15 protein-coding genes are annotated in these 15969 nt (G+C 70.7%); all 15 read left to right on the forward strand.

The features are described from left to right. Positions 1-95 precede the first annotated feature (95 nt). The 15 genes from BM085_RS18530 to BM085_RS18600 all read left to right on the forward strand — a co-directional run bounded on the left by BM085_RS18530 (position 96) and on the right by BM085_RS18600 (position 15913). The gene (locus BM085_RS18530; RefSeq protein ID WP_093888207.1) at positions 96-1199 is read left to right on the forward strand and encodes an ABC transporter ATP-binding protein; all 1104 of its coding nucleotides are present in this window, start codon (positions 96-98) and stop codon (positions 1197-1199) included. Beyond that, the gene (locus BM085_RS18535; RefSeq protein WP_012894561.1) at positions 1192-1854 is read left to right on the forward strand and encodes an ABC transporter permease; all 663 of its coding nucleotides are present in this window, start codon (positions 1192-1194) and stop codon (positions 1852-1854) included. The genes BM085_RS18530 and BM085_RS18535 overlap by 8 nt, the downstream gene beginning before the upstream one ends. Further along, entirely contained in the window at positions 1851-2522 is a 672-nt protein-coding gene (locus tag BM085_RS18540) for an ABC transporter permease (RefSeq protein ID WP_031160558.1), read from the forward strand. The genes BM085_RS18535 and BM085_RS18540 overlap by 4 nt, the downstream gene beginning before the upstream one ends. A 37-nt stretch (positions 2523-2559) precedes the next feature. Continuing rightward, entirely contained in the window at positions 2560-3474 is a 915-nt protein-coding gene (locus BM085_RS18545; protein WP_093888208.1) for an ABC transporter substrate-binding protein, read from the forward strand. 175 nt (positions 3475-3649) lie between these two features. Continuing rightward, entirely contained in the window at positions 3650-5944 is a 2295-nt protein-coding gene (locus BM085_RS18550) for a transglycosylase domain-containing protein (RefSeq protein WP_245789397.1), read from the forward strand. Between the two features lie 92 nt (positions 5945-6036). Then, entirely contained in the window at positions 6037-6516 is a 480-nt protein-coding gene (locus tag BM085_RS18555; protein ID WP_093888210.1) for a flavin reductase family protein, read from the forward strand. A gap of 153 nt (positions 6517-6669) precedes the next feature. Continuing rightward, the gene (locus BM085_RS18560; RefSeq protein WP_093888211.1) at positions 6670-8025 is read left to right on the forward strand and encodes an ABC transporter substrate-binding protein; all 1356 of its coding nucleotides are present in this window, start codon (positions 6670-6672) and stop codon (positions 8023-8025) included. 11 nt (positions 8026-8036) lie between these two features. Further along, positions 8037-8987: a carbohydrate ABC transporter permease gene (locus tag BM085_RS18565; protein ID WP_218158749.1), complete on the forward strand. Its 951-nt coding sequence runs from the start codon at positions 8037-8039 to the stop codon at positions 8985-8987. Then, entirely contained in the window at positions 8981-9826 is an 846-nt protein-coding gene (locus tag BM085_RS18570; protein WP_093888212.1) for a carbohydrate ABC transporter permease, read from the forward strand. Before BM085_RS18565 ends, BM085_RS18570 begins: the two co-directional genes overlap by 7 nt. After that, positions 9823-11790, forward strand: a complete 1968-nt coding sequence (locus tag BM085_RS18575) for a beta-galactosidase (protein ID WP_218158750.1) — start codon at positions 9823-9825, stop codon at positions 11788-11790. Before BM085_RS18570 ends, BM085_RS18575 begins: the two co-directional genes overlap by 4 nt. After that, the gene (locus tag BM085_RS18580) at positions 11787-12524 is read left to right on the forward strand and encodes an SDR family NAD(P)-dependent oxidoreductase (protein ID WP_093888213.1); all 738 of its coding nucleotides are present in this window, start codon (positions 11787-11789) and stop codon (positions 12522-12524) included. Before BM085_RS18575 ends, BM085_RS18580 begins: the two co-directional genes overlap by 4 nt. Next, entirely contained in the window at positions 12524-13225 is a 702-nt protein-coding gene (locus BM085_RS18585) for a FadR/GntR family transcriptional regulator (RefSeq protein ID WP_093888214.1), read from the forward strand. Before BM085_RS18580 ends, BM085_RS18585 begins: the two co-directional genes overlap by 1 nt. After that, positions 13222-14367 carry a galactonate dehydratase gene (dgoD, locus tag BM085_RS18590; protein ID WP_093888215.1) on the forward strand — a complete coding sequence of 382 codons (1146 nt, stop codon included), beginning with the start codon at positions 13222-13224 and terminating at the stop codon, positions 14365-14367. The genes BM085_RS18585 and dgoD overlap by 4 nt, the downstream gene beginning before the upstream one ends. After that, the gene (locus BM085_RS18595; protein WP_218158751.1) at positions 14364-14990 is read left to right on the forward strand and encodes a bifunctional 4-hydroxy-2-oxoglutarate aldolase/2-dehydro-3-deoxy-phosphogluconate aldolase; all 627 of its coding nucleotides are present in this window, start codon (positions 14364-14366) and stop codon (positions 14988-14990) included. The genes dgoD and BM085_RS18595 overlap by 4 nt, the downstream gene beginning before the upstream one ends. Further along, on the forward strand, positions 14987-15913 hold the full coding sequence (locus tag BM085_RS18600; RefSeq protein WP_093888216.1) for a sugar kinase: 927 nt from the start codon (positions 14987-14989) through the stop codon (positions 15911-15913). Before BM085_RS18595 ends, BM085_RS18600 begins: the two co-directional genes overlap by 4 nt. Positions 15914-15969: the final 56 nt, after the last annotated feature.

Here is a 15969-nt window from a genome sequence, read left to right on the forward strand (position 1 = left end):
GAAATGTCGGTCATAGGCCCTAGGGTGGTCCGCGTCAGATCATGGGGCAGTTGTGGCAGGGGGCCGCAGCCCTGCCGAGGAGCAAGAGGTTGCGCATGATCAAATTTGACCGGGTCACCAAGCGTTACGCCGACGGGACCGTCGCCGTGGACGACCTCAGCCTTGAGGTGCCCACGGGGGAGATAACCGTGTTCGTCGGCCCTTCGGGCTGCGGCAAGACGACGTCACTCCGCATGATCAACAGGATGATCGACGCGACCGAGGGGCAGATCCTCCTCGACGGCGTGGATGTGAAGACCATCGACCCGCCGACGCTGCGCAGGGGCATCGGCTACGTCATCCAGCAGGCGGGGCTGTTCCCGCACCGCAAGATCGTCGACAACGTGGCGACGGTGCCCTACCTGCTCGGCTGGGACAGGAAGAAGGCCCGGGATCGGGCCATGGAGCTGCTGGAGCGGGTCGGGCTCGACCTCAAGATGGCCGACCGGTACCCCTTCCAGCTCTCCGGCGGCCAGCAGCAGCGCGTCGGCGTGGCCCGCGCGCTGGCGGCCGACCCGCCGGTGCTGCTGATGGACGAGCCGTTCAGCGCGGTGGACCCGATCGTGCGCACGAGCCTGCAGGAGGAGCTGCTCCGGCTGCAGGCCGAGCTCAACAAGACCATCGTGTTCGTCACCCACGACATCGACGAGGCCATCAAGCTCGGCGACCGGGTGGCCGTGCTCCGCGTCGGCGGACGCCTGGCGCAGCTCGCCGACCCCCCGACGCTGCTGGCCCGCCCCGCCGACGACTTCGTCCGGGAGTTCCTCGGCCGTGACCGGGGCATCCGGCGGCTGTCGTTCGTCTCCGACGAGGGGCTGCGGCTGCGCGCCGACCTGACCGTGTCCGTCTCCGCCGACGTCTCCACGGTGCGCGGCGCGGACGAGTCCTGGCTGGCCGTGGTGGACGGGGAGAACCGGCCGCTGGGCTGGGCCTCCGTCAAGGACCTGCCGGAGACCGGCACGCTCGCGGACGTGCGGCTCGCGCCGTACGGGACGTTCGTCAGGGGCCGTGACTCGCTGCGCGGCGCGCTGGACGCGGCGCTGCTGTCCCCCTCGGGGAGCGCGATCGCGGTGGACGAGGAGGGCAGGGCCGAGGGCGTGGCCACCCGCGAGGCGCTGGACGAGGCGCTGGGCAAGGTCGCCGGAGGCGTCGGTGCATGAGGAACCGCTGGTCCGCTGGGACTGGATCGGGCGCAACTGGCCCTCGATCCAGGTCCTGCTGGAGGACCACGTCGTCATGGCGCTGGTGCCGATCGTCATCGGGCTGCTCGTCGCGCTCCCGCTCGGGCTGGCCGGCGTCCGCTGGCGCTGGCTCTACCAGCCGACCGTCGGCGTCATGAACGTGATCTACTCGCTGCCCTCGCTGGCGGTCTTCATCGTGCTCATCCCGGTCACCGGCCTCGCCACCCGGACGACCGTGATGGTCCCGCTCACCTTCTACGCCATGGCGGTGCTGATCCCGGCCGTCGTGGACGGGCTCACCTCGGTCCCCGACCACGTGCGCCAGTCCGCGGTGGCCATGGGCTTCACCCCGCTGCGGCGGCTGCTCCAGGTGGAGCTGCCGATCGCGGTCCCGGTCGTGCTGGCCGGGCTCAGGGTGGCCGCGGTCTCCAGCATCAGCCTGGTCAGCGTGGGCGCCCTGGTCGGCCGGGGCGGGCTGGGCTACCTGTTCATCGACGGCTGGCAGCGGCAGTTCTACACCCCGATCATCGTGGGCATCGTGCTGGTCGTGGTGCTGGCGGCCATCGCCGACCTGCTGCTGGTCCTGGCGCAGCGCCTGCTGACCCCGTGGTCGCGGGCAAGGGGGGCCGCGTGAACTGGCTGATCGACTTCTTCGGGAACCCGGACAACTGGTCCGGCCCGGACGGCATCCCCGTCCGGCTGCTGGAGCACCTGGAGTTCTCCGGGCTCTCGCTGCTGCTGGCCATGCTGATCGCGCTGCCGCTGGGGCTGTGGATCGGCCACACCGGCAAGGGGGCGCTGTTCGCGATCCTGAGCGCCAACGCGGCCCGCGCCCTGCCGACGCTGGGCCTGCTCGTGCTCATCGTGCTGCTGATGGGCGTCGGCACCATCGTTCCGGTGCTGATCCCGCTGGTGGCGCTCGCCGTGCCGCCCATCCTGGTCAACACCTACGAGGGCCTGCGCGGCGTGGATCCCGACCTGCGCGACGCCGCGTACGGCATGGGCCTGCGCGGGAGCGAGGTGCTCGGCCGGGTGCTCGTGCCGGTGGCGCTGCCGCTGATCCTGCTCGGCCTGCGGATCGCCGCGATCCAGGTGGTGTCGACCGCGACCGTGGCCGCCTACGTGGGTCTGGGCGGCCTGGGCCGGTTCATCGTCGACGGCCTGGCGACCAAGGACTTCCCGCGCACGATCGGAGGGGCCGTCCTGGTGGCGCTGCTGGCTCTGATCGTCCAGCTGGGTTTCGCTCTGGTGCAACGCGTCATGGTCTCCCCGGGGGTGAGTCAGCGCCAGACCATACGCTAATCTCCTTATTACCCCCCGTTTTAGAAGGGAAAGCACGATGAAGCGCCTGTTCAGCACCGCGGCAGTCATCCTGTCCGCGGCGCTCACACTTACCGCGTGCGGTGGCGGTGGCGACCCGCTCACCAGCGCGTCCGTGAGCCCCGCGGGCTCCGGATCCGCGGCCGGGGGGAAGGTCGTCGTCGGCTCGGCCAACTTCCCGGAGAACGTCCTGCTCGCCGAGATCTACGCCCAGGCCCTGGAGGCCAAGGGGGTGCAGGTCGACAAGAAGCTCAACATCGGCAGCCGTGAGGTCCTGTTCGACCAGGCCAAGAGCGGCGGCCTGACGGTCCTGCCGGAGTACATCGGCTCCCTGCTCGCCTTCGTCGACAAGACGACGACGGCGAAGACCAAGGACGACGTCGTCGCCGGGCTCAAGGAGAAGCTCCCGGCCGAGCTGGAGGTCCTGGAGCCCGCCGCGGCCGAGGACAACAACTCGCTGACCGTCACCAAGGCGACCGCCGACAAGGACGGCCTCGCCACGATCGAGGACCTGGTCAAGGTCGGCAAGAACTTCGCCGTGGGCGGCCCGCCGGAGTTCCAGTCCCGCCAGGAGAAGAACTTCAAGGACACCTACGGCCTGGAGTTCAAGGAGTGGAAGAAGACCGGTGACGCCACCGCCGACGCCATCAAGGACGGCACCGTCCAGGTGGGCAACGTCTTCACCACCGACCCCAAGATCGTGATCAACGACCTGGTCTCGCTGAAGGACACCAAGAACGCCTTCGCCGCCGACAACATCGCGCCCCTGGTCAACAAGGCCGCGGTGAACGACACCGTGAAGAGCGCGCTGAACGCCGTCTCCGCCAAGCTCGACACTCCCGGTCTCCTCGCGCTGATGAAGCGTGTGGCGATCGACAAGGACGACGCGGCCACGGTCGCCAAGGACTGGCTGACCCAGAACAGCCTGCTCTAGGCGGCTCGCCGTCACCTACGGCCCGCGCGCGGACTCCCCGTGCGCGGGCCGTACGGCTGTAGGCCGCCGGCCGTACTTGAGCTCCGGAGGTCGGCGAGCGAAGTCCTTGACGGCATACCCTTCATTCCACCCATAAGTTATAGGCGAGTCATAAAGGTGTAATGGGGGGAACCGTATGCGTGCGCCCGTTGAGCGTCTGCTCACTGACGCCAGGGGGGCCGGTCGTCCGTCGCGCGACACCGGAGCCGGCACATCGGCCGGCGGGAAGATCGCGCGGCTCGCCGGAGCGGCAGTGGCCGCGGGACTGCTGGCCAGCGGCCTCGCGCTGCCGGCCGTGGGCGGCGCGGGGGCGGTGGTCGTCACCGCGTCGGACGAGCTGAACATCAAGCCGGTGGACCTCAAGGAGCCTCCGCTGGCCGAGAAGACAACGGTCCTGGACGCCAGGGGCAACCAGATCGCGCAGTTCTGGGATGTGTACCGCGAGGTCGTGCCGCTCAGCCAGGTGGCCGACGTGATGAAGACGGCGATCATCTCGATCGAGGACTACCGCTTCTACGAGCACGGCGCCATCGATCTTGAGGGGACCATGCGGGCCCTGGCCAAGAACCTCGCCTCGGGCGGGGTCAGCCAGGGCGGCTCCAGCATCACCCAGCAGTACGTCAAGCAGGTGCTGCTCACCACGGCGGTCACCAAGAAGGAGCAGGAGAAGGCGCTGGAGGCCAGCTACGCGCGCAAGCTCAACGAGCTGCGGTACGCGATGGCGGTCGAGCAGAAATACTCCAAGGACCAGATCCTGGAGAAATACCTGAACATCGCCTTCTTCGGGGCGCGGGCCAACGGGGTCGAGGCGGCGGCCAAGCGGTTCTTCGGAGTGCCGGCGGCCAAGCTCACCCTGTCGCAGGCGGCGACCCTGGCGGCGGCCGTGCAGTCGCCCAACAGCACCAACCCCGACGCCGGCAAGAAGGCGCAGCGGCTGCTGCTGGAGCGGCGCAACCTGGTGCTCGACCGGATGGCGGAGCTCAAGAAGATCACGCCGGAGGAGGCCGCGAAGGCCAAGAAGGAGAAGCTGGGCTACCGGGGCACGCCGCTGCCGGGCGGGTGCGAGGCCAGCCCCTACCCCTACTTCTGCTTCTACGTGCGCAGCGAGATCTCCGGCAACCCGGCCTTCGGCAAGACCGAGGAGGACCGGCTCCGGTTCCTCAACCGCGGCGGGCTGACGATCAGGACGACGCTGGACCCGAAGATGCAGGCCGCGGCCGACGCGGCGATCAGGAAGCGGGTGTACGCCTCCGACAACCCGATGGCCTCCCAGGCGCTCGTGCAGCCCGGCACCGGCGCGATCAGGGCGATGGCGGCCAGCCGGAAGTACGGCATCGCCAAGCGCAGGAACGAGATGTCCTACAACGTGGTGGCCGACGCCGCGCACGGCGGCGGGGTGGGGTTCCAGGCGGGCTCGACGTTCAAGACCTTCACGCTGATCGCCGCGTTGAAGAAGGGCATGAAGATCAACGACGGCATCACCACCGGCGCCGGCTACACCGCCCCGAGCTACGCGGCCTTCAAGAACTGCAAGGGCGAGAGCATCGGCGACCCGACCCACACCGTCACCAACGACGAGGGCTCGCCCGGGTTCAAGACGCTGCAGACCGGCACCTGGGGGTCGGTCAACACCTTCTTCGTCGCCCTGGAGCAGCGCGTGGGGCTGTGCGACACGGTGGAGACCGCCAAGTCGCTGGGCATCAAGCGGGCCGACGGGAAGGCGCTGCAGGAGTATGAGACCTTCACCCTCGGCATCAACGAGATGGACCCGGTGACGGTGGCCAACGCCTACGCCGCGATCGGCGCGCGCGGCAAGTACTGCGCGCCGATGGCCATCACCCAGATCACCGACCGCGACGGCAAGGTGAAGCGTTACACGCCGCAGTGCCGTCAGGCGCTGGACCCCGAGATCGCCGACGCGACGGCCGCCATCCTGTCCGGGGTGTTCACCAAGGGCACCATGCGCGGCGTGGGCGGCATCGGCCGCCCCGCGGCGGGCAAGACCGGCACCACGGACGCGTACGCCACCGCGTGGTTCGCCGGGTTCACCCCCGACCTGGCCGGCGCGGTGAGCATCGGCGACCCCCGCGGCTCGACGGAGCACAAGCTCACCGGCGTCACCATCGGCGGCAAGTACTACGGCATCGTCGCCGGCGCCAGCCTTCCCGGCCCGATCTGGAAGGACACCATGATGGCGGCGCTGAAGGGCGTCAGGGCCACCCCCTTCCACCCGGTCAACTCCGCCCGCTTCGGCGGCTGCGGCCAGGGCTGCGCCCCCGAGCGGCCGGCCCGTGACAGCCGGGAGGTCCGCGACGACCCCCGGAACGGCGGGCGCGACCTGAACGGCAGGGGCGACCGGGGCCGCAGGAACGACTGGGGCCGGGGCAACGACTGGGGCCGGGGCAACGGGAACGGCCGCGGCCGGGGATGACAGCGAGAAGGGCCGGTCCCGGACGGAGAGTCCGGGGCCGGCCCTGACGGCCGCCGCCCCTGGGGCCGGCCGCCTTCCGGAATGATTGCCCCATGAACGAGTTCATCGAGGCCATGGCGCAGGTCCCGACCGCAGTGACGGTCATCACCGTGAAGGACGAGCGCGACGACGTGGGGGCGACGGTCGGCACCCTCGTCTCGGTCTCGCTCGACCCCCGGCTGGTGATGGTGAGCCTGGAGAACACCGGCTACCTCAACGAGCTGCTGCTGCGCCGTGACCGCTGGGCCGCCAGCGTGCTGTCCGCCGGGCAGAAGGCGATCGCCAGCCGTTTCGCCACCGCCGGCCGGCCCGGCGCCCGGCTGCTGCTCGCCGGCACGCCGCACCACCGGGGGGAGCTGAGCGAGGCGCTCATCGTGGACGGCGGGGTGACCGCCCTGGAGGCCGAGACGACCCAGGTCGTCCCGGCCGGGGACCATACCCTCTACGTCGCCCGGGTGCTCGACGTGAGCTACGTCAACCCGGGAGTCCTCCCACTCGTACGGCTCCGCAGCCGGTACCGCCCGGTCGGCTGAGCCGGCTCATTCAACGCAACGTAACGAGACGGACTCATCCTTGTATTATTAATAAAATACGATTAAAGTCCCCTCTCAATCGGATCCTGCAGGTCTGGAGGCACCGCCCGGGGACTTACGCCGGGCATCTCTTCCGTTTGAAGGGGAGTCAGCATGGGATCGAAGATTCCAAGGACCGCCCGGCTCGCGGTCATCGTCACCATGACCGCGGCGCTGGGCCTGGCAGCGGCCTGTGGCGGCGGCGCCGCCACGGAGCCGGCGAAGAACCAGGCGAGCGGTGACCCGGCCAGTCCGGTCACCGTGAAGTTCTGGTCGTGGGTGCCCAACATCCAGAAGGCCGTCGACGCGTTCAACGCCTCCCACCCTGGGATCAAGGTCGACCTGGAGACCATCACGGCCGGCCCCGACGGGGGCTACGCCAAGATGCTCGCGGGAGTCAAGGCGGGCAACGCCCCCGACGTGGCGCAGGTGGGCTACGACTCCCTGCCGTCGTTCCTGGTCAACGGGGCGCTGGAGGACATCACGCAGTACGCCGGGGACAAGGCGTCCACGTTCGTGGACTGGCAGTGGCAGACCGGCGTCTTCGGCGGCAAGGTCTACGCCATCCCGCAGGCCAGCGGGCCGATGGGCCTTTACTACCGCAAGGACCTGTTCGACAAGTGGGGCATCGAGGCGCCCAAGACCTGGGACGACTTCGCGGCGGCTGCCGCGACCATCCGCAAGAAGGACAAGGATGCCTACATCTCGACCTTCGCGGCGAATCAGGCGCCCTGGCTGATCTCCTTGGCCCAGCAGGCCGGCCAGGGGTGGTTCAGCACCGAGAACGACGCCTGGAAAGTGACGATCGACAACCCGGACACCCGCCGGGTGGCCGAGTACTGGCAGAAGATGCTGGACGGCAAGCTGGTCAAGACCGAGGCGGACATGTCCAACGCCTGGTACAGGGACCTGCAGACCGGCAGCATCGTGGGCTGGATCGGCGGCTCCTGGGGTGACGCGATCATCCGCGGCAACGCGCCGAAGACCTCGGGCAAGTGGGCCGTCGCCCCGATCCCGCAGTGGCCGGGCGCCGACAAGTTCACCTCGGCGAGCTGGGCGGGCGGTTCCTCCTCGGCGGTGCTGAAGGGGACCAAGCACGCCGCGGAGGCGACGACCTTCGCGGTCTGGCTCAACAGCGCCCCCGAGAGCGTCAACATCCTGCTCTCCGCCGGGTACGGCTGGCCGTCGATCAAGGACACCAGCCAGATCGCCAACCTGCAGAAGGACGACACCGTCTTCCCCTTCTACGGCGGCCAGAACATCTGGGACGTCTTCAAGGAGGCCGACGCGGCCGTCGACAGCGACTGGCGCTGGCCCCCGGTCAGCGACGCGCTCTACGCCTCCATCACCGACAACGCCAAGGCCGCGGTCCAGGGCGAAGGCACGCTGGTGGACGCCTTCGCCAAGACCCAGCAGGCGATGGTCGAGCAGTTGAAGGCCAAGGGCCTCAACGTGACGACGGGCGGCTGACGGTGGCGGGGGTGCTGCAGCGGGAGACGCCGAAGGCCGGAGCGGAGGCGGTGGGGCACGCGCGTCCGCGGCACCCCCGCCGTTCCCGGTCGCACGTGGCGGTCTTCGTCGCGCCTTTCTTCGTGGTCTTCGCGCTGTTCTTCCTGGCGCCGATCGGCTACGCGGTCTACCAGAGCTTCTTCAAGCTCACCAGCAGCGGTCTCGGTCTCACCGAGCCCACCCTGGACTTCGCCGGGCTGGACAACTACACCGCCGCGCTGACCTCCCCGGCCTTCCTCGGAAGCATCGGCCGCGTGCTGCTGTTCAGCCTGATCGAGGTGCCGGTCATGGTGGTCTGCGCGCTGACGCTGGCCCTGCTCCTCGACTCGGCCAGGGCGCGCTTCCGCGCCTTCTTCCGGGTCTCCTTCTTCCTGCCGTACGGCGTGCCCGGTGTGATCGCCTCGCTCCTGTGGGGCTTCCTCTACGTGCCGCAGACCAGCCCGCTGGTGGACGCGCTGGCCCTGGTGGGCCTGCCGCACGACTTCCTCGGCCCCGGCACCATCCTGCTGGCCATCGCCAACATCTCGACCTGGCAGTTCGCCGGATACAACATGCTCGTTCTGATCGCCGGCCTGCAGGCCATCCCGCAGGAGCTGTACGAGGCGGCCAGAGTGGACGGCGCGACCGAGATCCGGATCGCCTGGCACGTCAAGATCCCGCTGGTGCGGGCTCCGCTCGTGCTGATCACGGTCTTCACCCTCATCGGAACCCTCCAGCTGTTCGTCGAGCCGCTGGTGCTCAAACCGCTCACCACGGCGATCAGCAGCGACTACACGCCGAACCTGGCCGCCTACAACCAGGCCTTCGCCCAGAGCAACATCCATCTCGCGTCCGCGGAGGCGACGCTGATCGCGATCATGTCATTCGTGATCTCGTTCGGTTTCCTCCGGCTGGTCAACAGGAAGGGGAAGCGGGCATGGTGAGAAGGATCCGCCCGGCCACGGTGGTGGTCATGGCCCTGCTGGGCGCGGCGGCGGTCTACTTCCTGCTGCCGGTCGTCTGGGTGCTCGTCGCCGCGACCAAGAGCTCGGCCGACCTGTTCGGCACGTTCGGCCTCTGGTCGCCGGAGCCGCAGCTCGGCACCAACCTCGGGCGCCTGTTCGGCACCGGGGACGGCCTGTTCGGCCGCTGGATCGTCAACAGCTTCCTCTACGCGGGCATCGGCGCGCTGGCCGCGACCCTCCTGTCGGCGGGCGCCGGATACGCCATGGCGAAATATCCGTTCCGGGGCAGGGAGGCGCTGTTCAACCTGGTGCTCGCCGGTGTGCTCGTGCCCTCGACGGTGCTGGCCCTGCCGACCTACCTGATCTTCAGCGAGGTGGGGATCACCGGAACCTTCTGGTCGGTGCTGCTGCCCGGCATCGTGAGCCCGTTCGGGGTCTACCTGGCGCGCATCCACGCCACCGCGGCCATCCCCGACGCGCTGCTGGAGTCGGCGCGGCTGGACGGGGCGGGCGAGTACCGCATCTTCTTCGGGATCGCGATGAAGATCATGAGTCCGGCGCTCGTCACGATCTTCCTGTTCCAGTTCATCGGGGTGTGGAACAACTACTTCCTGCCCCTGGTGATGCTCTCCGACCAGCGGCTCTACCCGGTCACGCTCGGGCTGGCGCAGTGGAACTCCCAGACCTTCAGGGACCCGGCCTTCTACGAGCTGACGGTCACCGGCGCCGCCGTGTCCGCACTTCTTCTCGTCCTCACCATGGCCTCGTTGCAGCGTTTCTGGCGCGCGGGGCTGACCGCAGGGAGCGTCAAGGGTTGAACACCAGGATCACTCATCTCTACGACAGGGTCGACGGGCTCGGCTTCGGCGCCGACTACAACCCGGAGCAGTGGTCGCCCGACGTGTGGCGCGAGGACGTCCGCCTCATGCGCGAGGCCGGGGTCAACATCGTCACCCTGGGCATCTTCTCCTGGGGGATGATCGAGCCGGCTCCGGGAGAGTACGACTTCGGCTGGCTCGACGAGGTCATGGACCTGCTGGGCGACGCCGGGATCGCGGTGTCCCTGGCCACCGGCACCGCCTCGCCGCCCTCCTGGCTGCCCCGGCTGCACCCGGAGAGCCTGCCGGTCAGGCGGGACGGAGTCACGCTCCATCCGGGGTCGCGCCAGCACTACTGCCCCAGCTCCCCGGTCTACCGCGACGCCGCGGTGGCGCTGGCCACGCGGCTGGCCGAGCGGTACGGCACGCATCCGGCCCTCGCCCTGTGGCATGTGGGCAACGAGTACGGCTGCCACTTGGAGGAGTGCTGCTGCGAGGTCTCGGCGGAGGACTTCCGGCGCTGGCTGCGTGGGCGCTACGGAGACCTCGACGCGCTCAACGCCGCCTGGTCGACGACCTTCTGGAGCCAGCGCGTCACCGACTGGGCCGAGGTGGCGCCGCCCAGGACGGCCCCGACCCTGACCAACCCGGCGCAGGAGCTCGACTTCCGGCGCTTCAGCTCCGACGCCCTGCTCGCCTGCTACCGGGCCGAGCGCGCCGCGCTGCTGGAGCTGACCCCGGGCGTGCCGGTGACGACCAACATCATGGGCATGTGGCGTTCGGTCGACTACTTCTCCTGGGCCGAGGAGTTCGACATCGTGGCGCTGGACATCTATCCGGAGCCGAAGGACCCCGGGGCGCATATCGGCGCAGCCCTCTTCCACGACCTGATGCGCTCGGTGGGCGGCGGCCGGCCGTACCTGATGATGGAGAGCGCGACCGGCGCGATCAGCTACCGGCCGCCCAACCGGCCCAAGCACCCGGGGCTCAACCGGCTCTGGAGCCATCAGGCGCTGGCACGCGGCGCCGACGCCGTCATGTATTTCCAGTGGCGGGCCTCCGCGGGCGGCGCGGAGAAGTTCCACTCGGCGATCGTCTCGCACGGCGGGAGCGACAACCGGATCTTCCGCGAGGTCTCCGGCCTGGGCGCCGAGCTCGGCGCCCTGCGCGACGTGACGGGCTCGCGGGTCCACGCCGACGTGGCGATCGTGCACGACTGGGCGAACTGGTGGGCCCTGGAGCTGGACGCCCGGCCGGGGGAGCTCAAGCTGCCCGAGCGGATGCTGGCGCACTACACCCCGCTGTGGCGGGAGAACGTCACCGTCGACGTGGTGCCGCCGGACGCGGACCTGTCCGGCTACAAGCTGGTGGTGGTGCCCAACCTCTACCTCTGCTCCGACGCCGCCGCGCGCAACCTCTCCGGCTATGTCGAACGCGGCGGGCACCTGCTGATGTCGTTCTTCAGCGGGATCGCCGACGAGTGCGACCGGATACGGCTCGGTGGCTATCCGGGCGCCTTCCGGGAGCTGCTGGGACTGCGCGTCGAGGAGTTCTGGCCGCTGAGCGAGGGCGAGCGCGCCGGGCTAAGCTCGGGCGGGTCGGCCGATCTCTGGGCCGACCACGTGGTGCTGGAGGGCGCGAGCGAGCTGGCCGCCTACGCCGACGGGCCGCTCGCGGGCCTGCCCGCGGTCACCAGGCACTCCTACGGCGCCGGCACGGCGACCTACCTGGGCACTCGCCCCGACGAGGACGCCATGCGCGAGGTGGTCCGCGATGTCCTCGGCCTGGCCGGGGTCTCCCCGGTGCTGCCGGGTCTCCCCGAAGGGGTCGAGGCCGTCGAGCGGGCCGGCGAGGACGGGCGGCGGTTCCTGTTCCTGCTCAACCACGGTGACCGGCCCGTGCTCGCCGCCGGCGCCGAACTGGGGCCGCACGACGTCGTCGTGCTGAGGCGGGAGGACGTGTGACGGGCCGCTTCGACGGCAGGACCGCCGTCGTGACCGGGGGAGCGTCGGGCATCGGTGCCGCGACCGCCAGGAGGCTGGCGTCCGAGGGGGCGGCCGTGCTGGTCGTCGACGTCTCCGGCGCGGGCGCGGAGGTGGCGCAGGAACTCCGCGAGCTGGGCGGCAGGGCCGGTTTCCTCGAAGGCGACGTCTCCCGGGAGGAGACCTGGGAACGGGTGGCGGGCTGGGGCCCGATCGACGTGATCGTGAGCAACGCCTACACCGTCGAGGTGGCGCCGGCCCACGAGACCTCGCTCGACTCCTGGAACCGCCAGCTCGGCGTCAGCCTCACCGGGACCTTCCTGGCCGCACGCCGGCTGCTACCCGATCTTGCTCGGAGTGGCGGCGCCATGGTAATCACCTCATCGGTACACGCTCTCGTCGGTCTCCCCGGGCATCCCGCCTACGCGGCGGCCAAAGGCGGCCTGACGGCTCTCACCCGGCAGCTCGCTGTCGAGTACGGCCCCGCGGCACGCGTCAACTGCGTCGTCCCCGGGCCGATCATGACTCCGGCCTGGGACAGGGTGGACGAGGAGGGCCGTACCGACAGTGTCAGGGCGACCGTGCTGCGAAGGTTCGGCTCTCCGGACGAGGTCGCCACGGTGATCGCCTTCCTGGCGTCGCCGGAGGCCTCCTTCGTCACCGGCGCCTCCCTGGTCGTGGACGGCGGATGGAGCATCATGAAGGACTCGGCGTGATGGCGGAATACAGCGGGCGGGGCCTTCACGGCCAGACGGTGGAGGCGATCGCCGCGATGATCTTCAGCGGCGAGTACGGGGAGGGTGACAGCCTCGACGTGACCATCCTGCAGGACAGGCTCGGCGTGAGCTCGACGGCGCTGCGTGAGGCGATGAAGGTCCTCACCGCCAAGGGGCTCATCGCGGCCAGGCCCAAACTGGGCACCCGTGTGCGGCCGCGCTCCGACTGGAACCTGCTCGACGGCGACGTGATCAGGTGGAAGTTCGCCGGCAGTCCCGATCACGGGTTCCTCCGTGACCTGCACGAGCTGCGGGCCATCGTCGAGCCGCCGGTCGCCGGGCTGGCCGCGCTGCGCCGTACTCCGGAGCAGCTCGTCGCGTTGAAGACGGCACTGGACCGGATGGCCGGGGCGGTGGACCCCGCCGCCACCGTCGAGGCGGACCTGGAGTTCCATCGCGCGCTGCTGGCGGCGGGCGGCAACGAGCTGCTCGTCAGGATGGAGGTGGTGATGGGGGCCGGCCTCGCGGGACGCGACCGGCTCGTCCACGGCTCCCACGACAGCGACGACCCGGTGCCCAGCCATCTCGCCGTGCTCGACGCCGTCGCGGCCGGGGAGGCCGACGCCGCCGAGGCGGCGATGCGCGAGCTGCTGGCCAAGGCGTGGAGCGACGTCGAACGGCTCTATCAGGAGAGAAAGTGAAGATAACGAGGATCGAGACGTTCCTCGTCCCGCCCCGCTGGCTGTTCTGCCGGGTGGAGACCGACGACGGCGTCGTCGGCTGGGGTGAGCCCGTCGTGGAGGGGAGGGCCGAGGTCGTGCGGGCGGCGGTGGAGGTCCTCAGCGAATATCTCGTCGGCCGGGACCCGCTGCGGATCGAGGACCACTGGCAGGTGCTGACGAAGGGCGGTTTCTACCGGGGCGGCCCCGTGCTGTCGAGCGCGGTCGCCGGACTCGACCAGGCACTGTGGGACATCGCGGGCAAACACTACGGGGCGCCCGTGCACGCGCTGCTCGGCGGGCCCGTCAGGGACCGGGTGCGGGTCTACGCCTGGGTCGGCGGCGACGATCCCGGCGAGCTCCGCGAGATGATCGGCGAGCAGGTCGAGGCGGGGTTCACCGCGGTCAAGATGAACGGCTCCGGCCGGATGGACCGGTCGATCTCCGCCGGGGGCCTGGCCTCCATCGTCGGCAGGGCCGAGGTCGCCCGATCGGTGCTGGGACCCGACCGCGACTTCGCGATCGACCTGCACGGCCGCGCCACCGCGGCCAACGCGCGGCGGATCGTCGCCGCGGTGGCCGGGTTGCACCCCCTGTTCGTCGAGGAGCCGCTGGCCCCGGAATACCTGCACCGGCTCGGCGAGCTGACCGGGGCCACCGAGGTGCCGATCGCGCTCGGCGAGCGGCTCTACTCCCGTTCCGACTTCCTGCCCGCGCTGACGTCCGGTCTCGCCGTCGCCCAGCCCGATCTCTCCCACGCGGGAGGCATCTCGGAGGTCAGGCGGATCGCCACGCTCGCCGAGACCTTCGACGTGCAGCTCGCGCCGCACTGCCCGCTCGGTCCGATCGCGCTGGCCGCCAGCCTCCAGATCGCCTTCGCCACCCCGAACTTCCTCATCCAGGAACAGAGCGCGGGCATCCACTACCACCGGGACGCGGGGCTGCTCGACTACGTCATCGATCCCGCGCCGTTCACCTTCGTCGAAGGGCACGCGCGCCGGACCGCACTCCCGGGCCTCGGGGTGACGGTCGACGAGCACGCGGTACGGCAGGCGGACAAGCGCCCCCACGGGTGGCGCAACCCGCTGTGGCGGCACGATGACGGATCGGTGGCGGAGTGGTGACGGAGGACATGCTGGACGCGGTCAGGCGCAGGCGGCTGCTGGCCATCATCCGCGGGCGGGATCCCGAGGCGGCGGTGCGCACCGCGTGCACGCTCGTCGAGGAGGGGATCGACGTCCTGGAGGTGTCGCTCACCGGCGCGGACGCCCTGGACGTCATCGCGCGGGTGCGCTCGATCCTGGGGTCCGGCGTCGTCCTCGGTGCGGGAACCGTGCTGAGCGAGGCCGACGCGGACGCCGCCGTGGCGGCGGGCGCGGGTTTCGTCGTGACTCCGGCGATGGGCACGGGAGCGGTGCGCGCCGTCGAACGCGGCGTCCCCACGCTGATCGGGGCCATGACGCCCACCGAGGTGTGGAACGCGGCGAGTGCCGGCGCCGCCGCGGTCAAGGTGTTTCCCGCGTCGCTGGGCGGTCCCGGCTATCTCGCGGCGCTGCGCGACCCCTTCCCCGCGGTGCCGCTGGTGCCGGTCGGCGGCGTCCAGGCGGACCAGGTGCGGGCCTTCCTGGAGGCCGGGGCGGTCGCCGTGGGCGTGGGCTCCCCCCTTGTGGGGGACGCACCGCACGGGGGCGACCTGGCCGCGCTCAGGGAACGCGCCCGGCGGTTCCGCGAGGCCGTGGCACCATGATCGACGTCCTGACCTTCGGCGAGGCGATGGCCTCGCTGCACGGCTCCGGGCCGCTCCGCCTGGGCGGCACCCTCGCGCTGTCGGTGGCCGGGGCGGAGACGAACGTCGCCATCGGGCTGGCCCGGCTCGGTCACATCGCCCGCTGGGCGGGCGTGGTCGGCGACGACGAGCTCGGCCGGCTGGTGGTGCGCACCCTGAGGGCCGAGGCGGTCGACGTCAGCGCGGTGCGCGTCGATCCGGGGCACCCCACGGGCCTGCTCATCCAGGAGAGCAGGATCTCCGACATCACCCGCGTCCACTACTACCGGTCGGGGTCGGCGGGGTCGCGGCTGGCTCCCGGCGACGTGACGGCCGCGCTCGCGGACGTGCCGAGGATGCTGCACGTCACCGGCATCACCCCGGCCCTCGGCCCCGGTCCCCGGACCGCCGTCGAGCACGCCGTACGGCGGGCGCGCGAGCTGGGGGTGCGGGTATGCCTGGACGTGAACCACCGCGCCCGGCTGTGGGACACGGCGGAGGCGTCGAACGTCCTCGCCGGGCTGCTGCCGTACGTGGACGTGCTGGTCGCCTCCCACGACGAGCTGCCGATCGTGGCGGCCGGCGGACCCGAGGAGGCACTCCGGGCAGGGGCCGGCGAGGTGGTCGTCAAGCACGGGGCGGAGGGGGCCGAGGCCTGGGCCGGGACCGAGCATGTCAGGGTGCCCGCGCGCCGGGTCCGGGTGGCGAGCACGGTCGGCGCGGGCGACGCGTTCGTGGCCGGTTACCTGTCCGGCCTCCTCGACGGCCTGCCACTCGGGGCGCGGCTCGAACGCGCCGTCACGCTGGGCGCGTTCGCGGTGGCCTCCCACGGCGACTGGCACGGGCTGCCGGCCCGCGACGAGCTCGGACTGCTCACGCTCACCGAGGGAGAGACCGTCCGCTGAGCCGGGACGCTCGCCAAGGCTGATCTCCGTACGGGGTCCCGCCGGCCCGGTGATCG

Source organism: Streptosporangium canum (assembly GCF_900113865.1).
Classification (GTDB): Bacteria; Actinomycetota; Actinomycetes; order Streptosporangiales; family Streptosporangiaceae; genus Streptosporangium; species Streptosporangium canum.